The organism is Enterococcus silesiacus (assembly GCF_001886225.1).
Classification (GTDB): Bacteria; Bacillota; Bacilli; order Lactobacillales; family Enterococcaceae; genus Enterococcus_L; species Enterococcus_L silesiacus.
Genome location: NZ_JXLC01000004.1, coordinates 1 through 22,945, shown reverse-complemented (window position 1 = coordinate 22,945; position 22,945 = coordinate 1). Strand labels below are relative to the sequence as shown.

The following is a 22,945-nucleotide window of genomic DNA, read 5'->3' as shown; positions in this document are numbered from 1 at the left end:
ATTAAAAAAGAATTATATGTTTTTTGAATAGTTTTGTGAATTAAACATAATTAACAGAGTGGCATTGTAAACAAGTAAGAAGCTGTTTAATTATTGATAAGCCTTTTTCCCATTTACCTTCTACTAAAACAATGAGATAATAATTATGGAAAAATTTAATTTTGGAGGGAAATAGGTTGGGAGATTCATTAGTTCAAAATCAGTGTTCAACTTGTGGGGGAGCAATTACTGATTTAAATGCAAAACATTGTCCACACTGTGGGACATCACAAGATATTGTTCAAACAACGATCGATGAAAAAAATAAAAATGTTGAGTTGTGCCCAAATTGCGGTTCGCCAGTTACATTTAATATTGAAAAACAGCAGTTCGCTTGTGATTTTTGTCACTCTACGTTTACAACAAAAGCTGAAAAAGAATTTGATAATCTGACGTTTGAGCCAGATAATTTGATTCCATTTCAAGTACCAGAAGGCTTAGCCAAGAAACGATTCTTTGAATGGTTGATTCAAGGCGAAAATGTTCCTTTGGATATCCTTGGGAAAGTCACAAATATTCAGCTGGAACAAGTTTTTATTCCATACATAGGTGCAAGTGTCGCCTATGAAGGGGCGTGGGGGGCAGATATTGGATACAATCGTTCTGAAAGCTATACAGAATATGTAACAAAAGAAGACAAAAAGGGCAATAAATATTCTGAACCAGTCACAAAAACACGAACTGTTGTCGACTGGAATCATTCGAGTGATATTTTTACAGGAACAGCTTTCAAGAGCTATCTAATCAATAATGAATTGACAGGTCCTGTGGCAGAATTTGCTAAAAGTGCTAGCCATTTGGCTTTTGTGGAAGATGTAAAACCATTTGATGAACATTATACAGCAGGTACTCGGCAACTGAAGATTTCATCGGATCGAGTGTCAGAAGTTTTACGTTCAATCCGTGATTTTGCCAAGGACGAAGCGCAGAAAACAATGCTTGGTATTTTACCAGGCGATAAAAATAAAAATGCAAAAATAACGAAGTTCACTTACGATTTAACCTCAAAATACACGTATGTCCCTTTTTGGAAAATCATGTATAAGTATGAAGGGATCGATTATATCGTAATCGTCACCGCAGCTAAAAAAGATAAAATCGAAATGGATGGCAGCCGGCCATTAAGCCAGGAAGATTCAACAGTTGAAAAAGGCCTGAGGAAAAAAGGCCGATATGGTCTGTTCGCTAGTGTGCTATTTCTCTTGGTCAATATATTTAATATTCTTCCGGATGCTGCAGGACCATTTCTTGCGATTCTTTTTTTAGCAGGAATCGGTGTTTGGATTTACTTTGCAATCAAGCGGCATAGTTTCCTGAGCTCAAATAAAAAGCATCTTAAAAATAATTTACATGAATACCCGGAATACATGGATTTATTACGACAATATCCAGAGTGATTCTGAATTGCCTTAAGCATGAAAGCATACTAAGTATTTTCTAAACTTAGTATGCTTTTTTTAATAGAATGATTAAAAGGAGAGCTTGTCGATTTGAAAGTTGATTTCACTGAAACTGATCCACTATTTTCTCTTCCAATAAAAGCTTGGGGAAATTGAGTTTTTATTTTACGGTGAAAAGTATAGTCAACAAATTATTCCTCGTTCAGCCAAAATAATCATTTTGTAAATAAACATAGACGTATCTTCTTTTTTTCGATAATATAAAACTATCTATCTTTGTGTAGATAGTTTTATATCAAAGGAGAGCGAATAATGAAAAAATCAGTAAAATCATCAATGGTTGTGTTGGCGCTAGGTTTAGGTTTGTCAATTGGCACATCTGAAGAAGTAGAAGCAATGTATGAGTCACCGTACTCTTATTTTAATGATTATGGCATAAGAGAAGAATTATTTGCTGATGTAGATAATCTTTATTCTGATCGTTACCGAGCTGAAATGGACCAGTTGATGGAGAAGCACGAAAAGGGATCGATCTCTGATGATGAATTTGATCGCTTGTCGGAAAAGTTAGCTGAGATAGATGAAAAAAATTTTCTCGAAAGAAAAACACTATTTGACAGTTACGGTTTATTAAAAAAAATAGATATCAAAAATATAACGCACTTTGATACAGATTTTGAGGAGTATTCTTCTCTTACTGGTATTGAAGAACTGACAGCATTAGAACAAGTTCAAGGTGAGGGTGGCAATTTTAACAGTTTTAGAGAGCTCTCGGAGTTAAAAAACTTAAAAACAGTTATGTTGGAGGCAAATAATCAACTAACGTTAAATAGTTTTAAAAAGTTAAAAGACTTAGAAACGATACAGTTGTTGTTTGATGGCTATGAAAAAAATGAAGAACAGGATAGTCAAGAATATACACAAGCACTGCCAACAGATATTTCTGCTTTATCTAATTTGAATAAATTAAAGAATATCCAAATCAGTGCTCGAGGTAGAATGGCCACGGTCACCTTAAAAAAAGGAACGACCTCTTATCAATTATTTGACCCTATCGTGCCGTCAAAGCAATTTGATGGAGCTGAAATGAAGTATTTTTCTGATAATGAAAGTAGTGAATGGTTGGAATGGAATGACTTAAAAGGTGATGAGAAATACTTGGGATTCAGCTGGCGTATAGAAAAGGGAACAAATCTTTCTTATACTGGCGAAGGGCAAATCCCAATTCGCTGGAAATAATCAAAATAGACAAACGAAGGGGTTGCTTCTGCTTCCACCGTTTATTCGGATTCCAAGTGATTGGGTTATAGCTCGTAGAGTTATGGCCCAATTACTTTTATTATTTCTCATAAATTTTAATGATGATCGAAGGAATTGAGTGGTTGTGGCAATTGATTACAAGGTATAATTGTAAAAGTGTTAAACTAGATAGTTACCTCTAACAAAGTTAAAAGGAGAATAAAAATATGATTCGAAGTGAGTTGAAAAAGAAAGCCCAGAGCCATCTGCATGGTTATTATGGAAATTGGAGCTTACTAGCTATTATTCCAAGTGCAGCTTTATTTATTTATTTCTTTTTTATAGTAGTTCTGTTTCAAGCACCGATTAGTACACAAGATCAATCAAATGAGTATAAATCTTGGCAAGATGACTATTCAGAAAAGTCAAATCGACACAATAATGAGTATCAAAAAGGCTATGATGATGGTTATTTTGAGGGCTATGACGAAGGCTATGATAAAGGTTTTTATGAAGAGGATTCTTATGATGAAGACGATTATAGAGGGAAAAATTTAGATTCACTTTCCCACAAAGCTGCTATAACACCGTTGAAAAATACGACACGAACGGTTACGTATACACAGACAACAACAATAGATTCCAATTTTGGCGGTTTTTTTGCCTTTTTATTCGGTATTTTGTTATTGTTAGTTACTATTTTGTATCGTGGCATGGTTCAGTGGGCGGCAATTGATAATGTGGAAGGACGTAAATTTAGTCTTAAAACAATCTTTGTCGCATTTATTAAAGAAAATGGGAAACGAACAGTAATCGCAAATCTTTTAGTTGTACTGTACACGTTTTTATGGTCCTTATTGTTTATTATTCCGGGTGTTATCAAGCAGTTGTCGTATGGTATGACAAATTATTTATTGAAAAAAGATCCTGAATTAACACCAAAGGCCGCGATGGCTCTTAGCCAAGAGTTGATGCAGGGGTATAAGCTTGAATATTTGATTTTTTCTTATTCATTTATTTTATGGCAGTTTGCAACGACGTTTAGTTTTGGTTTAGCTGGTATGTATGTTATTCCATATTATGGGGTATCAGAAGTGTTGTTTTTTGACCAGATTATTGCAGAAAAACATTATTTATTTTCACAAGAAAAAGAAGCAGGTTTTGAAGACTTTTAGAGTAGAAGATTGATTCTACTTCCATTATTTATTCGGATTAAGGGTGTGAAACAAAAGTGCATGTCGCTTTTGTTTCACACCCTTTAAATTCGAATAAACGATACAATCAGGAAATGAGTTAAAGGATAGTTAAACAGAAACCGCTTTGGAACAATCCTATCGTATTTTATGAACCAGAGCTAACAAAAGGTGTGATCAGACCAGCTAACCCTTCAATATTTCTTGTTTGGATCATAATTGTTCCTGTACCGTGGAATTCATTGACCACGCCTTCGCCTGTTGTGAAACCAAAGAGTCCAGAAGCAACCTTGATATTGTAATCTAACGATTCAGACCAAGCGACCACATGTTGATTATCCACAACAAACGGCTTGCTTCCGTCTAAATGAATTTCAATGATATCCCCATAGCTGTTGATCAGTAACGAGCCAGAGCCAGCTGTTTCCATTACAAATAAACCACCAGTGCCGCCAAAAATTGCACCGCTAAGCTTTTGACGTTTCATATTATACGAAACGGATGTATCACAGGCTAAAAATGCACCTGTATTTAAACGCCAATGCTCTGATCCAACGTGTAGTTCTTTAATTGTGCCAGGTGTTGCCGGAGCTAAAGCCATTTTAGCAGTATCAGTTAAACCAGAAGCTTTTGTGATAAAAAAACTTTCCCCACTAGTGACTGAACGACCTAAAGCTCGGATTGCACCGCCTAGACCAGACTTCCCATTGCTGTTCATTTTTCCTTCAAGATTGATTTCCCCGTTGTGGTACACCATCGCACCACTTTCTAGCTGAATACTTTCCCCTTTTTTTAATGCTACTTCGACTAATGGAAAAACTGTATTTTCTGTCATTTTATAGTCCATTGATAAACCTCCTTTTTTCTGTTAGTTACTAGTATACCTTAAATAATGTTGACTTTCTTCTAATTTTTTTTAATAAAATAGGGAAGAGCGTTTCTATATTGATCGTATGTAGAAAATGCCTAAAAGTTGACTGTAATGAAGTATAGTGAGCCTCTTTTTTTACGATCATATACAATGAAAATAAATCATTTAAGCGTAAGAAATAGTAAAATAGTAATTGACTTGTTGGAAGGATGTTTTATAATAGAATAAAAGTTATAGCTAAAAAATATTTTTTAGCTATAATAAAATTTTAGTTAAAATGATTTTATGTTGATGTTGAATAAGCAAATGCTGTTTTAGGACACTAGAGTTAAATTTAGGGAGGTGTGATTATCCTAAATCAAATCGCTGATTGTACCGCAGTTATTCTATGTGGTGGGAAAAGTTCACGGATGGGGTTTGATAAGTCTTTATTGCAGGTAGATGGGGAATATATGTTATTGAGAAGTGTTGCACAGCTAAAAAAAGTCTTTTCAAAGGTTTTACTAGTGACAGACAAGCAAAGTAAATTTCCAGCAATTTTCTCACAAGTAAGAATTTTGGAAGATCGTTATCCAGAAAAAGGACCGCTTGGTGGTTTGGTCACAGCATTAGAATATGTAGAAACACGGCATATTTTTTTACTAGCTTGTGATATTCCTAACTTGAATAATACGTTGATTCAAAGAATGGCGAAATATAGTGAAGCATATGATGTTGTTATTTGTGAGCAAGATAAGCGTCTTGAACCTTTGTTTGCTTTTTATCGTACGAGTTGTTTACCTGTTTTACAGCCGCAACTAGCGACAAATGATTGGCGCATTAGAAAAAAATTTGATCGATTAGCAGTAAAAGTCGTGGCTCTAGACTCCTCTTTTACATTAAAAAATGTGAATACACCAATGGAATTATCGTTGTGGAGTCAAGGAGAACAGGAGTGAAGAAAGGAGCTTGAAATGGATTTTGATAGTAGCCGGAACGTTGTCACAAGCTTAGGGGATAAGGCTGTAGCTAAAAGTAAGTTGCCTTTTTTAAAACTGAGTATTTTAGGGATTATGGCAGGTTTTTTTATCGCATTGGGGTATTTAGCATTTATTAGAATCTCTGGTACAGCCCCTAAAAGCTGGGGAGCGTTCTCAACCTTTTTAGGAGGGTGTTTATTTCCAATAGGATTGATAGCGCTTACTTTCATTGGAGGAGAGCTTGCTACAGGGAATATGATGGTGATGGCTCTAGGTGTTTTACAAAAAAAGGTTAGTGTACAGCAGTTGCTTTACAATTGGCTGGTTGTTTTGGTTACCAACTGTCTAGGAGGCATTTTAGTTGCGTACTTTTTTGGGCATATTGTTGGATTGACTGAAGGAGCTTTTTTGGAAAAGACAATTTCAGTTGCTCAAGCGAAAATTGGAGATTCACCACTGGTAGCATTTATTTCAGGAATCGGTTGTAATATTTTTGTTTGTTTAGCGGTTTATCTTGGCGCTATGGGCAAGAGTTATCTAGGTAAAATGTTTGGTCTCTGGTTTCCAGTGATGGTTTTTGTGGTTTGTGGTTTTCAGCATGTGGTAGCGAATGCCTTTATTATACCTGCGGCTATTTTTTCACATGCTAGTACTATTTTGTGGTCTGATTACCTTATTAATATGTTGTTTGTATTTTTAGGGAATGCGGTTGGCGGCAGCTTATTTTTGGCAGTACCGTTGATGTATCTTAATAGCGAGAAGCAAGAAACGAGTGAGCCGGAGGGTGCTTATGAAAAATATTGAATTTCCTGATATGATCCAAATTGGTTCTACGGGACGTAATAGTGGAAAAACAACGCTTGCCAAAGAATTGATTGCCGCAAATTATCGTCATTTTTCTATATATGGCTTAAAAGTTATTACAATCAGTGGAGCTCGTGGAAAATGTCAGCGCGGTGAAACGGGCTGTGGGATTTGTACGAGCATTGATGAAGGGTACGAACTGATTGAGGAAAAGAATTGTAGCGGATCAAAAGATACGATGCAGCTGCTAAGAGCAGGGTGTAAGAAGGTCTATTTGTTAAAAGTATTCCATGACCATTTGCTGGAGGGTTTTTTAACGTTTCTCCAATATGTTCCAAGAGATACGCTAATTATTTGTGAGTCAAATTCAATTCGAGAAGTAGTCAAACCTGGTTTGTTTATTATGATGGGTAATCAAAAAAGTATCAAAAAAACTGCTGCAACAGTCATCGAGCAGGCAGATATTATTTTAGATCAACCAAAATTGCCAGAGAACTTTTCGCTGATAAAAAAGAAAGAGGGGATTTGCCTTGTTGAAAAAAATGCAGGATAGGGGAGAGAAAGCATGAATTCATTGAGTTTATCAGAAAAAGAAGCCATTATTTTAGCAAATGACTCAGATCCACAGCGTATTCTGAATATACTGATTGCAATTCAATACGATTCAGAAGAAGGATATATTGATGAAGAAACAGCCAAACTAGTAGCGGAGCGACTGCATTTATCTCAGGCTCGTGTGTATGAGATTTTAAGCTTCTATGCCATCTTAAAAACGGAGCCACAGGCAAAATATGTCTTGAAAATTTGTAATAGTACGCCTTGTTTATATACCGGAGGCGGGATGTTGTCTGAAATGTTGGAAACGATATTGGAAGTGCCAGCAGATGAGCCGACACCAGATGGGCTGTTTATGTATCATAGTATTCCTTGTATTGGCGCATGTGATCAAGGACCAGTGATCAAAATCAAAGATACAGTTTTTGGTGATTTGACGGAAGCGAAGGTTTATCAATTGATCGATGACCTCCAGAATGGATGTTATCAAGAGCTATAGGAGGAAAAAAGATGATCAAACGAAATCAACCAGTCTTATTAAAACGTATAACGAAAATGAAGCAGGCGACTGATGTCACAGAGTATCGGAAATATGATGGTTTTTCAGGTCTATTGAACGCAATCGAAATGGAAAAAGCAGCGATTTTAGACGAGCTCGATTTAGCGCATTTAAGAGGGCGCGGCGGAGCAGCTTTTCCTTTAGGGAAAAAATGGCGGCATTTGTATAGCTCTAAAAGTGATACAAAATATATTGTTTGTAACGCAGACGAAGGCGAACCGGGCACGTTTAAAGACAAAGCTTTATTGGAACATGATCCTTTGAGTGTGATTGAAGGAATGGTTATTGCGGGTTATCTTTTTTCTGCTAAAGCTGGTTATATTTATATGCGTGGTGAGTATCGCCGAATTCAGAAAATTTTTCAAGAAGCACTAGATAATGCTGAGCAAGCCGGATTTTTAGGCGAAAATATTTTAGGAATTCCAGGATTTGACTATAAAATCACAATTATTTCAGGTGCAGGTGCCTATGTGTGCGGCGAGAATTCAGCACTTTTAAATTCAATCGAAGGTAAAACAGGTAGGCCAAGAGTAAAACCGCCTCACTTAGCAGATGTTGGCTTATACTTACAGCCTACTCTAGTGAATAATGTTGAATCCTTTGCAGGAATACCGGTTATTTTGCGAGAAGGTGGTCAGGCTTATCGTGATCTTGGGACTGAAGATGGCGGTGGTACAAAGTTGATTTGTTTATCTGGCCATATTAAAAATCGTGGGTTGTACGAAGTCAATCTTGGCACACCGCTGCAAGAAATTCTTTATTCAGAAGAATACGGAGGCGGCTCATCCACAGGTCGAACATTAAAGTTTATTCATTTCGGCGGCCAATCTGGACCGATTGGCGCACTTCGAAATCTGGATGACTGTATTTATTCGTATGAAGGACTCTGGGATAAGGATTTATCTATTGGTTCGGGAGCGATCGTTGTGATGGATGAGCAGGTGAGTATAGTTGATTATTTAGTCAACGTAGCAGCATTTTTTGCACATGAATCTTGTGGTAAATGTACACCTTGTCGTCTGGGCACGACACGAATTTTAGAATTGCTGACAAAATTTAATACACAAACAGCCGTTGCTGGGGATCTTGAACGCCTTGAAAAAATGTTGATGCATGTAACGAACCTTTCCGCTTGCGGCTTAGGTCAATCCGTTGCCAATCCAATGAAAAGTGGGTTAGCTTATTTTCCAGAGGAATTTGAAGCTGGCATCCAAAAGGTAGCTGCACCAGTAAAAGGGGGGCTTTGGTAAGATGGAAACAAAATTAAAAACAGCAACAGTCACAATGTCGATCGATGACCAGATGATCACTGTACCAAAAGGAACAACGGTCTTAGAAGCCGCAACGATGTTAAACATTGATATCCCAACACTTTGTCATTTAAAAGAGTTAGCACCTGATGGCTCATGTAGAATGTGTACGATTGAAGTAGAAGGTGGACGTAAAGGGGGCTTGACCACTGCTTGTACGGCGCATTGTCAAGAAGGAATGGTGGTTCACACAACCTCTCCTAGGGTCAAGGATTCTCGTCGTTTTATACTGGATCTTTTGTTGAGTAACCATAAATTAGAGTGCTTCTCTTGTGGTAAAAATGGCGATTGTAAGCTGCAAGATTATTGTTTGGATTATGGAATTGATGATACTAGTTTTACGGATGGAAAACGAATGCCTTGTCATCAAGAAGATACGAGCAATCCTTTTTTCGAGTACGATCCAGAAAAGTGTATCATGTGTCGCCGTTGTTCCAAGGTCTGTCAATTACGTCAAGGTCGAGATGTAATCAGTATTTCTAAACGTGGTTTCGATACTAAAATGACGCCAAGTTACGGTGCCGCTTTTGATCAGTCGCTTTGTGAATCCTGCGGAAATTGTGTTTCTGCTTGTCCAACGGGTGCCTTAGTCAGTAAAGATCATAAAACCTATCGGGAATGGGAGACCAAAAAAATTCCAACCACTTGTCCTCATTGCGGTACAGGTTGTCAAATGAATCTGATCGTGAAGGGAAATAAATTAGTTGGTGTAGAGCCGATCAACGGTGCGGCCAATAAAAATCTTTTATGTGTTAAAGGCAAATTTGCTTCTTATAAATTTGTCGGTTCCGGCGACCGTTTGACTGAGCCACTAATCAAACGAAATGGTATTTTTGAACCGGCTACTTGGGACGAAGCATTGACCTTAGTTGCAGAAAAATTCAGTCAACTAAAAGAGGAACACGGAGCGGATTCGTTAGCTGGATTTTCTTGTTCTCGTTCAATCAATGAGGATAATTATGTTTTCCAAAAAATGATGCGGGCAGCTATCGGCACGAATAATGTTGATAATTGTGCTCGCGTTTGTCACTCGGCTTCAGTCCATGGATTGGCGCATACCTTAGGTTCAGGAGCCATGACCAATCCTATTGCCGATATTACGACAGACGTTGAAGTGATTTTGTTAGTAGGTTCCAATCCAGAAGAAGCCCATCCTGTGATCGGCTCGCAAATTCGTCAGGCAATGCAGCGTGGGACTAAAGTCATTGTGGTTGATCCACGTAAAATCGACTTAGTAAAAAACAGTGAACTTCATCTGCAAATCCAAGCTGGCACGAATGTCGCCTTTGCAAATGGTATGATGCACGTCATTCTAAAAGAAGGATTAGCTGACCGAAGCTTTATTGAAGAAAAAACAGAAGGTTTTGAAGCACTAGAACAATTAGTAGCAGAATATACACCGGAAAAAGTTGCCGAAATTTGTCACATTAAAGCGGAAGATTTGATCAAAGCAGCTAGATTGTATGCTAAGGCAGACAAAGCGCCAATCATCTATTGTTTAGGTGTAACAGAACACTCTACCGGTACTGAAGGTGTGATGAGTATGTCCAACCTGGCGATGTTGGTAGGAAAAATTGGGAAGCCTGGTTGCGGTGTCAATCCACTTCGTGGTCAAAATAATGTACAAGGAGCATGTGATATGGGCTGTATGCCATATGATTTCCCTGGTTATCAAAAGGTTGCAAATCCACAAGTGATGGAGAAATTTGAAAAAGCCTGGGGGGTTCCGCTAAATAAAAACGTTGGAATGACCTCTACACAAGTCTTACCTGCTGCAACGGAAGGTAAGATCAAAGCGCTGTATATTTTTGGAGAAGATCCGATCGTAACCGACCCTGATACCAATCATGTACGTAACGCGCTAGAGAATTTAGAATTTTTTGTTGTCCAGGAATTGTTTATGACAGAAACCGCAGCATATGCCGACGTAGTCTTGCCAGGAATCAGTTATGCAGAAAAAGATGGCACCTTCACCAATACCGAAAGACGTGTTCAACGCGTACGGAAAGCGGTCGAGCCAAAAGGTGAGGCTAGAGAAGATTTTGATATTTTCTGTGACGTAATGACACGCTTAGGATATCCTTGTCACTATGACTCAGCCAAAGAAATCATGGATGAAATCGCAAGCGTGACCCCAACATTTGGTGGTATAAATTATGACCGATTAGAAGAAACAGGTGGCTTGCAGTGGCCCTGCCGCAATCAAGAAGATCCTGGCACGCCGATCATGCATGTGGGTGAGTTTACTCGTGGTAAAGGGTTGTTTATGGCAATTCCTTATAAAAAATCTAGAGAGCTGCCAGATGAAAGCTACCCGTACTTAATGTCTACAGGCAGAATGCTGTATCATTATAATACTCGTGCGATGACGGGTCGAACCGAAGGCATCAATCAAATCGCGAACCGTTCTTATATTGAAATCAATACAGTAGATGCGATTCGTTTAGGCATTGAAGAAGGGGATAAAGTTACGGTTAAATCTAGACGAGGAACGATCGAAACCTATGCTGCTGTAGGCAATCGTGTTTTCCCGCAAGAAGTATTTATGACGTTTCACTTCCCTGATGGAAATGTGAACGAGCTGACCAATGCTGCGTTTGATGATATTGCGATTATTCCTGAATACAAGGTGTGTGCAGTGGCTATTGCACCTGCTAAGTAAATGGAGTTGATTGAATGATCGAAGTCGAAGAAGCGATAGCCAAAATTCAGCAAGTATCTGCTCAGCAAAAAAAAGTAGAGACTGTTTCTATTTTAGAAGCTGTAGGTCGAGTTTGTGCCGAAGATGTTCTTGCAAAAATAGCTGTTCCCCATTTTCCCAGAGCTGGGATGGATGGCTATGCTGTAGTGGCCTCCGAAACAAAAGGGGCTACTAAGGAGCAACCTGTTTGCTTAACCGTCATCGATGCGATTTTTGCTGGGGATCCAGAAGCTGATTTGGTAAAAAGACAAAAGTCAGCAGTTAAAATCATGACCGGCGCTCTGATCCCGGCAGGCTACGATGCAGTTATCAAACAAGAATGGACAGATTATGGCGATACAATCGTCAAAGTCTATCAAGCAAGCAAAGCTGGCGATAATTATGGAGTGGTGGGTGAAGATGTTCGGTTTAATCAGAAAATTATTTCTCAATATCAATTAATCAATAGTCGAACTATTGGCATCCTAGCCGCACAGGGAATCAAGGAAATTCGTGTTTTAGCACCAATGAAAATCGGGATTTTAGCAACAGGCAGTGAGTTGGTTTCTTTAGGCACACCGCTAACCTCTGGAAAAATCTATGACAGTAATTTGTATACCCTAGCAGCATTTATCCAATCAAGCGGTAGTCACGTCATATTCAAAGAACGTTGTTCAGATAGTATTGCTGAGATTTCTCGATTTATCCATGAAAAAATGGAAGAAGTTGATTTGTTGATCACAACGGGTGGCGTGTCTGTCGGTGAAAAAGATTATGTTCCACAAGTGATTCAGCAATTAGCAGGGGAGCAGCTGTTTCACTTTGTAAATATGAAACCAGGCACACCTGTGATGGCAAGCTTGTATAAGAAACGGGTGATCTTAAGTTTATCAGGAAATCCGTTTGCGGCTGTGGTCAATCTTCATTTATTTTATTGGTCAACATTGGCTCATTTTATGAACTGTACAGAATTAAATTTAGTGAAACGGAAAGTCAAATTGATGGAGGCATTAAAGCCGTCAATGATTCGTCGTTTTGTTCGGGCATATGAAGAGAACGGTGTTGTTTCTTTAGTATCAAAATTACATTACTCATCTGTTTTCCATAACACACTTGAAACGAATTGCTTGATAGACCAACCTGCTAAGACAGCATTGAACGAAGGCGATTACGTGATGGTTTATTATTGGAAAATTTAGTGAAGGATTCGGGTGTTTACCTGTGTCACTTTTCTAAATTTATAGCTGTGGAACAAAAGGAAATATGACTTTTGTTTCACAGATTTTTCAATTTTTTTATTTCTAAAAAAAATTATTTATATCAGATTGTTTTTTTTTAGTTGTAGTGATAAACTTAAAACAAAGAGAATGTTACATATTTAACAAATAGAAAATGAAAGCGTTTTAAGAGGTGTGAAAATGAATAAACCTTTACAGTTTACGCATATCAACGAACAAGGAAAAGCACGCATGGTAGACATTTCTGAAAAAGAAACGAGCGCAAGAGTAGCGACAGCTTACGGAGAAATCCATATGAACAAAGTTGTTGCTGATGGCATCAAAAATCAAACGATAAAAAAAGGTGAAGTCCTACAAGTGGCCAGAGTGGCTGGGATTATGGCAGCCAAGAAGACGTTTGAACTGATCCCGCTTTGTCATGTATTAGCTTTAAGCAAATGTGAAGTAGAGTTTAACTGGAAAACGGATCAACTATTAAGTGTCCATTGTGTAACGAAAACAATCGGTCAAACGGGCGTAGAAATGGAAGCACTGATGGGAGCCAATATTGCGTTACTAACGATTTACGATATGTGCAAGGCACTTGACCGTGAAATGAAGATCACAAATGTTTGCTTAGTTGAAAAATCTGGTGGGAAAAGTGGACACTTTATTTCAACCAATCATCTACCCCATGAATAAGAAAGCTAAAGGAGCGCAACTAAAATGAAGGATTCCTTTAATCGTGAAATTGATTATGTTCGATTATCTGTGACGGATCGCTGCGATCTTCGCTGTACCTACTGTATGCCGGCTACAGGTATGTGTTTTCTAAAGAAAACAGAAGTGTTAAGCTTTGACGAAATTCTTTTTTTGCTCAGGAACCTTGCTGAACAAGGAATTAAAAAAGTGAAAATTACAGGAGGCGAACCGCTGACAAGATTAGATACTGTTCCTTTGATTAAAGCAATCAAAGCAATCAGCGGGATTGAAAAAGTAACATTAACAACGAATGGCATACAACTTGCGAGATACGCTAGTGCTTTAAAAGCAGCGAAATTAGACGGAATCAACATCAGTATCGATACGCTTGATCCAGATGAATTTCGTGAAATTACTAGAATCGGTGATTTGAAAAGAGTGCTGGCTGGCTTAGAAAAGGCAATAGAGGTAGGTTTGCCTAATATTAAAGTCAACACTGTAGCCAGAGGTGAACTAACTGATGAAGAAATTTGTGAAATCGCCTCACTTGCTAAAGCGAATGGGATCCATGTTCGCTTTATCGAATTAATGCCGATTGGATTAGGGAAGGGGTGTCCAGGAAAAACGCAAGAAGAGCTTATTTCGGTGCTACAGGCAACTTATGGTGAACTTAAACCTTTTGATCAGCGTTTAGGTAATGGGCCAGCAAGTTATTTTTCTGTAACAGACTTTAAAGGGAAAATTGGATTTATCAGTGCTTTAGGGCATTGCTTTTGTGCTGATTGTGATCGAATTCGTATCACAGCGGATGGCTGCTTGAAAACTTGTCTGCATATGGATGACGGATGTGAACTAAAATATGCCTTACAGACAGAAAACAAAGAATTATTATTAGAGCAAGTTTTTTCAGCGATTCAGAAAAAGCCTGAGAAACATCATTTTCTTGAGAGTCAAGGCGATTCTCGGTTAATGTCACAAATTGGAGGTTAAAGGATGATGGCAGTCGGAGAAATTATCGGAATCAATATTAGTGAAAAGCGAGGGACACAGAAAAAAGAAATTCCAGAAGTTGATTTAGTGAAGGGGTTTGGCTTAGAAAATGACGCTCATGGTGGAAACTGGCATCGTCAAGTCAGTTTATTGTCCTTTGAGAAGATCACAGAGTTTAATGAACGGGGAGCGCGTGTTGGTAACGGTGCTTTTGGTGAAAATATTATTGTCTCAGGAATTGATTTACGTCTATTACCTGTAGGCAGTCAAATTCGGATCGGTGAAGCCGCTTTAGTGGTGACGCAAATTGGCAAGGAATGCCATAAGCATTGCCAGATTTACGCGCGTGTAGGTGATTGCATCATGCCCAGAGAAGGTATTTTTGCTGTTGTTGTAGCAGAAGGGCACATTAAAAAAGGGGACAAGCTTGAAGTTGTATAAAGTAGGGATCATTACATTGAGTGATAAAGGCTATCAAGGTCTTCGCGATGATCAATCAGGGCAAATCATAAAACAGCTGGTCGCAGATAATTTTGAGGTGAGTAGACAAACCATTTTACCCGATGAAGCAATAGCATTAAAAAAACGATTAATTGAGTGGTGTGACGTATGCGATTTGATTTTAACGACTGGCGGAACTGGGTTAGGTGTGCGTGATATCACACCAGAAGCAACCTTAAGTGTAGCAGAAAAAACGATTCCGGGTATTAGTGAAGGAATGCGCATGTCTAGTATCCAAAAGACACCACTTGCCATGCTGAGCCGTGGTGTTGCTGTACAGCGAGGGAAAACCTTGATCATCAATTTGCCGGGAAGCCCGAAAGGAGTACGTGAAAATTTGACCTATTTATTGCCGATTTTACCCCATGCCCTAGATATATTGACCGATCGAAAAACAGAGCATTAAGCGGAGGAAACAAAGATGAAAGTTGTAAAAACAGTAGATGCACAAGGGTTGATTTTGTGTCAAGATATTACCAAAATCGTTAGAGGTGAGTATAAAGGCGCAATCTTTGCCAAAGGACATCAAGTGACCTCAGAGGATATTCCTGTGCTGCTTTCACTTGGAAAAGAGCATTTGTTTTTAGCATCTGGCGAGTCCGATCTGATCCATGAGAATGAAGCCGCTAATTTTTTATATTATTTAATTACAGGAGAATTTATGCAGCCGACGCCTGTCTCAGAAGGGAAAATCGAGGTCGTGGCTGAAGTAGATGGATTATTGAAAGTAAATAAAGAGCTACTGTTTAAGCTAAATTCAATCGGGAAAATCGCTGTTGCAACATTGAAGGGCAATCAAAAAGTAGCTGCTGGCCAAAAAGTAGCCGGAACACGAATCATTCCTTTAGAAATCGAGCCGGAGAAATTAATGGAGGCAGAACGTTTAATTGGAGAAGACTCTATTGTAACATTGATTCCGTTTAAACCTGTAACTGTCGGGATTGTTACGACAGGAAGCGAAGTATTTAATGGTTTGATTGAAGACTCTTTTACGCCAGTAGTGAAAGAAAAACTATCTCATTATCCGAGTGCGACAATCACATTTCATGAAATCGTCAATGATGATCCAGTGCTGATCACAAAAACAATTGAGGAAATGCTGGAAAAAGGCGCGGATATTGTTTTTTGTACTGGTGGCATGAGCGTTGATCCAGATGACCGCACGCCGCTTGCAATCAAGCAAACAGGTGCTAAAATCATTTCCCATGGCACCCCCGTAATACCTGGATCGATGCTATTGCTTGCTTATTTAGAGGGAAAAACAATTGTCGGCTTGCCTGGCGGTGTGATGTTTTCGAAACAGACTGTTTTTGATTTGCTATTGCCGAAAATAATCGCTCAAGACAACATAACCAAAGAAGAAATTGCACATTTAGGCTATGGCGGCTATTTATAAAAACTTTGCAGGGGGAGAAACAATGAAACAAAATCGGAAAGTACGAGTTATTACATTATTGCTATTAGCATTTTTGGTTGTAACAGGCTGTACATCTAACGATAAAAAAACAACTGCTTCAACGAATTCTAGCAATCAGGCTGAGGAGCATCATTTATTGATAGCTGCTGCCGCAAGTCTTGAATCAGTTATGGAAAAGCAAATTATTCCAGCATTCCTTAAAGATAATCCAGGAACGACCATTGAAGGAAATTACGACAGTTCTGGAAAATTGCAGTCACAAATTGAAAAAGGCTTAGAAGCTGATCTGTTCTTTTCAGCTGCGACAAAGCAAATGGATACTTTAGTTTCACAAAAATTGATCGATAAAAACAGTGTCGTTCCATTACTACAAAATCAATTAGTGATGATTGTACCAAGTACATCCGATGTTGATTGGAAAGACTTTAGTGATTTGAAGAAAGCGGAAATGATCGCAGTGGGTGATCCTGCTAGTGTTCCAGCAGGTCAATACGCTGAAAAAGGCTTAGAAGCTTTAGGGGATTGGGCGTATGTCAAAGAACATGCTAGTTTTGGTACTAATGTAACAGAGGTTTTGAATTGGGTTGCTAAAGGCAGTGCTCAAGCTGGTCTGGTTTATGCTACTGATGCTGCCTCAAATGATAAAGTAAAAGTTGTGGCGGATTTACCAGAAGATACGTTGAATGAACCGATTATTTATCCTGTTGGAATCGTTGAAAAGTCAAAAGAAAAAGCAACGGCAGAGAAGTTCATCACATTTTTAGAAAGTAAAGAAGTTGCTAAATACTTTGAAGATACTGGTTTTATCATAAATAAGTAGGTGAGTATAATGGATTTAAGTCCAATCATTATTTCGTTTCAAACAGCAAGTATTGCTATAATAGCTACTTTCCTTAGTGGAACGTTGATTGCTTATCAGGTTTTTCGTATGAAAAATCATGGATTAAAAATCTTGCTCAACAGTTTATTTACCTTACCGCTGGTGCTGCCGCCAACGGTTTTTGGTTTCTTTTTACTGGATATTTTTGGTGTTCAGCAGCCAGTTGGTCGATTTCTATTAGATTTTTTTGCGGTAAAGGTCGTTTTCTCATGGACTGCTACAGTGATTGCTGCCGTTGCGGTGTCGTTTCCTTTGATGTATCGCTCAGCGATTGCGGCTTTTGAACAAGTTGATTCGGAAATAATCGCCGCTGCCCAAACCTTAGGCTTTTCGGAAAGAAAAATGTTTTTGAAAATTGCCTTGCCTCTGTCGATCAATGGGCTTTTAGCAGGTGGTGTGCTAGCTTTTGCTCGAGGATTAGGAGAATTTGGGGCGACAACGATGTTGGCAGGCAACATTGCAGGAAAAACAAGAACACTTCCTTTAGCTATTTATTCAGCTGTTGCAGCAGGAGACTGGGCTTTAGCGCAAAAGTACGTTGCCATCATCGTGATCATTTGTTTGCTGATGTTATTTCTAACGGAGTTGTTTAGCCGGAAATCAAGGAGGACGCACGCGTGAAACTGTTTGTTGATATTCAAAAAAAGCTACGAGATCATCTGCTGACAGCTAGCTTTGAGATAGACGCAACAACTCTAGGTATTTTAGGGGCATCGGGGTGTGGGAAAAGTATGCTGCTTAAATGTATTGCTGGTATCGAAACACCAGATTCAGGAAGGATTCAATTAGGTGATCGCGTGTTGTTTGATCAGGAAAAAGGGATCGATTTACCACCGCAACAACGTAAAGTTGGTTTATTGTTTCAGCAATATGCCTTGTTTCCTCATTTAACAGTATATAAAAACTTAAGTAGTGTGACGAAAGATTCACAATTGGTTGTAGAGCTGTTGCGGATGTTTCATTTAGAAAATGTAAAAAGTAGTTACCCTAGACAGCTTTCAGGTGGACAAAAGCAACGGACAGCTTTAGCGCGTATGTTGGCCTCAGAACCTGAATTGTTATTATTGGATGAACCATTTTCTGCTTTAGATACCTCGTTAAAAGAAGAGCTTCAACTTGAATTACAAAAACGTTTGAAGAATTTTAAAGGCAATGTGTTGATTGTTAGTCATAGTTTAGATGAACTGTATCGTCTTTGTCCAATGCTTGGAATCATGACTGAATCAGGTTTGATCAAAGGAGCAACGACTGAGTTGTTTAAACAACCTCAAACGCTAGAAGCGGCTCGATTAACAGGCTGTAAAAATATTTTTCCAATTGAACGGCTTGATTCCCATACAGTTCAAGTGAGTGGATGGCAAATACCATTGACAGTTGCTGAAAAAGTACCGAAAGATTGCTGTTATATTGGCATTCGAGCACACGATTTGCTGTTTGATGAGCTTGAAGTCAATCAACTGCATGTGCAATATGTCAGTAGTCAACAAACACCGTTTGAACAAAACGCTTGGTTTATTTGCAAGGAAATCGATCTTTGGTGGAAAGGGAGTAAACAGGTTGAAGCCAATAAGGTTACAAGGTTCAGTCTTGCTCCAGAGGCAATCATGGTTTTAAAATGAGGGACTGATTTGTTAGTTAAAGATTCACTTGATCTGCACCCAAATGGTTGTCGTTACAGCCGACAACATGGGTGCCTATTTTTATTTGCGTAAAGACAGCCTTCTAACTTTATTCACATATTTTTCATTGAAAGGACAAGTCTACGTCTGTTGCTTAATGATAAAATAGTAGATGAAAGATTGTGGAAATACAGAGCAATCAAGAAAAATAGGAGAAAAATAAACATGGGGAAGATTTTAGAAATCAAAGGAGTAACCAAATATTTTGGTGAACAACAAGTGTTAGATGAACTTGATTTTTCGTTGGATGAACCCAAGATCATTGCCTTAGTGGCACCAAATGGGACGGGGAAAACAACGTTATTAAATAGTATTGCAAATATCGATCAGATCGATTCAGGGACGATTAGAATATTCGAACAGCCAAATACAGATTATCGTTTATTTTATAAAATGTCTTATTTACAGGATTCTTCTATTTTATATGGGAATTTGACGGGTTGGGATCATTTAGAATTTGTCCGTAAAGAACAAGGCCAATCAAAAGAGGAGCTTCAACGATTGGTCGTAGAGCTGGGAATTGAAGAGTACCTGAAAAAGAAAGTCAAACACTATTCTTTAGGAATGAAGCAGCACTTATTGTTAACGGTATCGTTGATCAACCAGCCTGAATTATTATTGATGGATGAACCGTTAAATGGCTTAGATCCAAATAGTATTATCAAGGTACGCAATATTATTCGAGCGCTGGCTAATAAAGGTGTCTCAATAATTATTTCTTCTCACAATCTTGAGGAAATTGAAAAAGTAACGGAGCATGTGCTCTTTCTGTATGAAGGAAAGTTAATCGAAAAAGCAGATGTTATGATCGATGCAATAGAATATACGCTGGTTTTAAAAGATCTCGAAAAGGCCCTCTCTTTTCTATCGCGCATCGACGTTCCATGCACCAAACTCTCTGAATATAAATTAGTCGGAACCTTTTCAAAACAGCAATTTGCTGTTTTTCACTCTTTTTGCGAAGAACAGGAGATAGAATTATTTGATTGTCAGGTGACAAATGGTCAGTTAGAATCAGTCTATTTTAATTTATATGGGCAAAATCAGCGGGGCTCATTATGATCTTTGAATGGAAAAAGTGGATCAAAAATCCTAAAAATATGATCTTAATCGGTTTTGCTCTGCTGTCGGTTTTTGTTTCATTAACGAATCTTTATTATAAAAATCTAGGAGCAGATCAAGCTGTTTTTGACCACTTAAAAGCAATCAATGATGAAATCGATCCACCACAAGGGTATACTGGACCAAAGGGAAATTATAAATTATTGTTGCTTTTAGATGAAAACGAGGAACTGTCTTCTAACAAAGCGCAAGAACTTCAAACAAACCTTGTCGATATTATTTATCTCTTAGAAGATGAACATACCGCTCAGTTGGAGAAAAAGTGGCTTGAAAAAACCAAAATTCAAACAGAGCGTCTAACTCTACAACAGAAATATTTAGATCTTGGTGGTGAACCGTGGCGTAATGAATCTAATATTGCCGAGCAGTTGGCACACAATCAGTGGCTTCTTGATCGAAAAATACCCATGACTAATTTAGACATTGGGCAACAAGGGTTTTATTTTGTCTATTATTTGCTAGATCATTGGATGAATTTTTTGATTGTGATCATGATTGGTTTATTCTTTTTTGACTTTTTAACAAGTGAATATGAACGGAAAAATTATTTGTTTATGGCGGTGCAGCCAATCACTAACAAGCGATTTTTCCAGCGTAAATATGTACTAGCGGTCAGTGTTTTTATTGGTGGTTTGACAATGTTACTCGTACTAGGGTTTATCGTAGCAAGTGTTGTGCATGGAACAGGTTCCTTGATGTATCCAATCACAATCTATCAAGGAACGACCTTTAAATTGATCCCATTATGGAATTTTTTACTTCAAGCAATCAGCTTACAGTTGCTTTTTATCTTATTTGCAATTAGTTTGTTATTGTTGTTATCTAAGTGGCTGAAAAATGCGCTAGAAGTCCTTGGATTATTTCTAGTGAGCATGTTTGTTCCGGTTATTTTAGAAGCACTGTTCTCAAAGATCCATGCAATCAGTGTTAGTCTGCCTTTTTTCTACATGAATACGTATAGCAAGGTAGCAGAAATCAGTGGTAGCTTTTCAACCTCTTATTTCATTCAATTGGTCGTTTTAGTGAGTTGGAACCTAATTTTAGTTCTGATTTGGCGATTAAATTGGAGGAAGAAAGAATGATGAATCTGATTCTGTTTGAAGGAAAGAAAACCTGGCAAACACGAAAAACACATTTATTTTTACTATTGGGTCTTTTGCTGACCGTGATTTTATTTCTATTTAATGGCTATCTGGGTCAAAAAGAAAACCTTGTGATTGATTCTTTGCTAGGTAGTAACACAAGAGTTATGGGGCAAAATCGTTATAGTGATGAGATCAATCAATTTTTAAAACAGACAAATCAAGAGATAGAAGAGCAAGAAGAGAACTTTCGTGCAGCAGCAGATAAGGGGCAATCATTAGTTGGAAAACTAACTTTACCAACCTATCCATTTTATCGAACAATGTTAAATAACGAGTTAGCAAAGCGTAAATTGCCTCCTCAATCGATGCGTTATGGAACAAAGAACACGATATTTTCAGCGATTCTATTGTCTTATTTGGCAAGTGGGTTTGGTATTGTCCTGCTGTTATTCTTGTTTGGTGACAGTTTAACAAAGGAAATAGACGAGCGAAGCTTATATTTCTATCTCTCTCAACCAGTGAAAAGAAGCCGTTTGTATTTTGCTAAGTATATGTTGGTATGGTTACAGTCAATAGTAGTGGTGGCTGTACTGTTTCTATTTAGTTTTGTAATAGCGAGCCTTTTTTCAGGTGGCAGCTCATTTGATTATCCAGTGATTGTCTTTACAGAAAAATCGATGACACTGATGCCAATCATTCAATATAGTGGACAGGTATTTTTGGTGTTTATGTTTGTTTTAGCATTTTGTCTTGCGCTTCATTTTTTTGTTAGTATTCTATTGAAGAAAACAAGCTTTAGTTTGGTTGTCACGCTGATGATCTTGTTTGAAGGCTATAATTTAAGTACGTTAAACAATGAATTCATGAGAAAAATCGCTCATTTTAATCCATTTGCGTATTTGAATGTGAGTAGATTGTTTGTAGGTTACGATTTCCGACCGTTTGAGTTATTTTCTATTGAGAACCAGGAATATTATGCTAACTGGTGTTTGCCGAGAACACTGCATAATGGTCAGATCAATAGTTTAAATGGCGTTGTTGTATTAAGTATTGGGACCGTAATCTTGTTATCTCTGGGCTATTTTTGCTTTAAGAAAAATGTTCATCGTTGGAAAATTTAAAACGGGAGTGAGTCGTGTTGAAAGAAGAAGACTTTATTTATTATGTTACTGTAGCACTTAAAAATTTAGGGTACAACAAAGCTGGTATTTTTAATGTTGAAGGAGAAATAAAGAGACTGCTTAAACGATATTCTATCGAAGAGATCAAGGCTAAAACAGAACAAAGGAAATAAGCACTCTTTAAATCGTTTGGCTAGAAAAAGAATCCAGTAAGGTTCTTGCCGTAATAGATAATGGTAGGTTTGAATGAGTAGTATATTCTGGGAAATAGCAATTATCGACGAATCCGTCATTTGTTTTTCTAAGTATGGTATTAGTTGTGCCAAGTTTCATTAAACTTTATGTTTTTTTAGATAGCTGGTTAGACCCTTAAGTTGTCTTACAACTTAGAGTGAAGCCTTAGCTTTTTGTTTAGACGGAAATGAAGTGGCACGAAACCGAATGGAAATCATGCCTAAATAATATTGAGCATTTAAATACTGGCGTTAAGCAAATACCATGCCTTAGCTCTGAAAAATAGAATAGAATTAAAAAGTAAGTAATATATTTAAAATAACTAAATATTGATGAAATAAATAAAAAAAGCTTCCGATTATCTGTTATAATCGGAAGCTTTTATTTG

General features: G+C 37.9%; 23 protein-coding genes. 22 read left to right on the top strand and 1 reads right to left on the bottom strand.

The genetic code is table 11. The features are described from left to right. Positions 1 to 176: 176 nt before the first annotated feature. From RV15_RS03645 to RV15_RS03635, 3 genes are all read left to right on the top strand, one after another. A complete protein-coding gene (locus RV15_RS03645; RefSeq protein WP_071876703.1) occupies positions 177 to 1,436 on the top strand; it encodes a zinc ribbon domain-containing protein in 1,260 nt (419 codons plus the stop codon). Between the two features lie 315 nt (positions 1,437 to 1,751). Beyond that, entirely contained in the window at positions 1,752 to 2,678 is a 927-nt protein-coding gene (locus tag RV15_RS03640; RefSeq protein WP_071876702.1) for a hypothetical protein, read from the top strand. Between the two features lie 227 nt (positions 2,679 to 2,905). Next, complete coding sequence (locus RV15_RS03635) at positions 2,906 to 3,853, top strand: DUF975 family protein (protein ID WP_071876701.1); 948 nt, start codon at positions 2,906 to 2,908, stop codon at positions 3,851 to 3,853. A 166-nt stretch (positions 3,854 to 4,019) separates the two neighbouring features. On the opposite strand, the gene RV15_RS03630 is transcribed toward RV15_RS03635, so the two are convergent. Next, a complete protein-coding gene (locus RV15_RS03630) occupies positions 4,020 to 4,718 on the bottom strand; it encodes a TIGR00266 family protein (RefSeq protein ID WP_071876700.1) in 699 nt (232 codons plus the stop codon). 368 nt (positions 4,719 to 5,086) lie between these two features. Here RV15_RS03630 and mobA point away from each other — a divergent pair, with 368 nt between their 5' ends. From mobA to RV15_RS18705, 19 genes are all read left to right on the top strand, one after another. Beyond that, positions 5,087 to 5,680 (top strand): molybdenum cofactor guanylyltransferase, encoded by a 594-nt coding sequence (mobA, locus tag RV15_RS03625; protein ID WP_245791226.1) that lies wholly within the window; start codon positions 5,087 to 5,089, stop codon positions 5,678 to 5,680. A gap of 15 nt (positions 5,681 to 5,695) precedes the next feature. Next, positions 5,696 to 6,505 (top strand): formate/nitrite transporter family protein, encoded by an 810-nt coding sequence (locus RV15_RS03620; RefSeq protein WP_071876699.1) that lies wholly within the window; start codon positions 5,696 to 5,698, stop codon positions 6,503 to 6,505. Continuing rightward, positions 6,492 to 7,058: a hypothetical protein gene (locus RV15_RS03615; RefSeq protein WP_245791224.1), complete on the top strand. Its 567-nt coding sequence runs from the start codon at positions 6,492 to 6,494 to the stop codon at positions 7,056 to 7,058. The genes RV15_RS03620 and RV15_RS03615 overlap by 14 nt, the downstream gene beginning before the upstream one ends. A gap of 12 nt (positions 7,059 to 7,070) precedes the next feature. After that, positions 7,071 to 7,559, top strand: coding sequence for an NADH-quinone oxidoreductase subunit NuoE family protein (locus tag RV15_RS03610; protein ID WP_071876697.1), 489 nt, complete (start codon positions 7,071 to 7,073; stop codon positions 7,557 to 7,559). 11 nt (positions 7,560 to 7,570) lie between these two features. Next, on the top strand, positions 7,571 to 8,869 hold the full coding sequence (locus RV15_RS03605; protein ID WP_071876696.1) for a complex I 51 kDa subunit family protein: 1,299 nt from the start codon (positions 7,571 to 7,573) through the stop codon (positions 8,867 to 8,869). A gap of 1 nt (position 8,870) precedes the next feature. Next, a complete protein-coding gene (fdhF, locus tag RV15_RS03600; RefSeq protein ID WP_071876695.1) occupies positions 8,871 to 11,591 on the top strand; it encodes a formate dehydrogenase subunit alpha in 2,721 nt (906 codons plus the stop codon). A 14-nt stretch (positions 11,592 to 11,605) separates the two neighbouring features. Further along, positions 11,606 to 12,808 (top strand): molybdopterin molybdotransferase MoeA, encoded by a 1,203-nt coding sequence (locus tag RV15_RS03595; protein ID WP_071876694.1) that lies wholly within the window; start codon positions 11,606 to 11,608, stop codon positions 12,806 to 12,808. A gap of 219 nt (positions 12,809 to 13,027) precedes the next feature. Next, entirely contained in the window at positions 13,028 to 13,528 is a 501-nt protein-coding gene (gene moaC / locus RV15_RS03590; RefSeq protein ID WP_071876693.1) for a cyclic pyranopterin monophosphate synthase MoaC, read from the top strand. Positions 13,529 to 13,552: 24 nt separating this feature from the next. Continuing rightward, a complete protein-coding gene (gene moaA, locus RV15_RS03585) occupies positions 13,553 to 14,518 on the top strand; it encodes a GTP 3',8-cyclase MoaA (RefSeq protein WP_071876692.1) in 966 nt (321 codons plus the stop codon). 6 nt (positions 14,519 to 14,524) lie between these two features. After that, on the top strand, positions 14,525 to 14,959 hold the full coding sequence (locus RV15_RS03580) for an MOSC domain-containing protein (protein ID WP_174549266.1): 435 nt from the start codon (positions 14,525 to 14,527) through the stop codon (positions 14,957 to 14,959). Then, positions 14,952 to 15,425, top strand: a complete 474-nt coding sequence (locus RV15_RS03575; RefSeq protein ID WP_071876862.1) for a MogA/MoaB family molybdenum cofactor biosynthesis protein — start codon at positions 14,952 to 14,954, stop codon at positions 15,423 to 15,425. The genes RV15_RS03580 and RV15_RS03575 overlap by 8 nt, the downstream gene beginning before the upstream one ends. A gap of 15 nt (positions 15,426 to 15,440) precedes the next feature. Beyond that, entirely contained in the window at positions 15,441 to 16,415 is a 975-nt protein-coding gene (locus RV15_RS03570) for a molybdopterin-binding protein (protein ID WP_071876690.1), read from the top strand. Between the two features lie 22 nt (positions 16,416 to 16,437). Continuing rightward, a complete protein-coding gene (modA, locus tag RV15_RS03565; RefSeq protein WP_071876689.1) occupies positions 16,438 to 17,256 on the top strand; it encodes a molybdate ABC transporter substrate-binding protein in 819 nt (272 codons plus the stop codon). 9 nt (positions 17,257 to 17,265) lie between these two features. Continuing rightward, positions 17,266 to 17,937 carry a molybdate ABC transporter permease subunit gene (gene modB, locus RV15_RS03560; RefSeq protein WP_071876688.1) on the top strand — a complete coding sequence of 224 codons (672 nt, stop codon included), beginning with the start codon at positions 17,266 to 17,268 and terminating at the stop codon, positions 17,935 to 17,937. Next, positions 17,934 to 18,935 carry a sulfate/molybdate ABC transporter ATP-binding protein gene (locus RV15_RS03555; RefSeq protein WP_071876687.1) on the top strand — a complete coding sequence of 334 codons (1,002 nt, stop codon included), beginning with the start codon at positions 17,934 to 17,936 and terminating at the stop codon, positions 18,933 to 18,935. Before modB ends, RV15_RS03555 begins: the two co-directional genes overlap by 4 nt. Before the next feature lie 225 nt (positions 18,936 to 19,160). Next, on the top strand, positions 19,161 to 20,057 hold the full coding sequence (locus RV15_RS03550) for an ABC transporter ATP-binding protein (protein ID WP_071876686.1): 897 nt from the start codon (positions 19,161 to 19,163) through the stop codon (positions 20,055 to 20,057). After that, on the top strand, positions 20,054 to 21,199 hold the full coding sequence (locus RV15_RS03545) for an ABC transporter permease (protein ID WP_071876685.1): 1,146 nt from the start codon (positions 20,054 to 20,056) through the stop codon (positions 21,197 to 21,199). The genes RV15_RS03550 and RV15_RS03545 overlap by 4 nt, the downstream gene beginning before the upstream one ends. Beyond that, on the top strand, positions 21,196 to 22,323 hold the full coding sequence (locus RV15_RS03540) for an ABC transporter permease (RefSeq protein WP_071876684.1): 1,128 nt from the start codon (positions 21,196 to 21,198) through the stop codon (positions 22,321 to 22,323). The genes RV15_RS03545 and RV15_RS03540 overlap by 4 nt, the downstream gene beginning before the upstream one ends. 17 nt (positions 22,324 to 22,340) lie before the next feature. Further along, positions 22,341 to 22,496, top strand: a complete 156-nt coding sequence (locus RV15_RS18705; protein WP_167364079.1) for a hypothetical protein — start codon at positions 22,341 to 22,343, stop codon at positions 22,494 to 22,496. Positions 22,497 to 22,945: the final 449 nt, after the last annotated feature.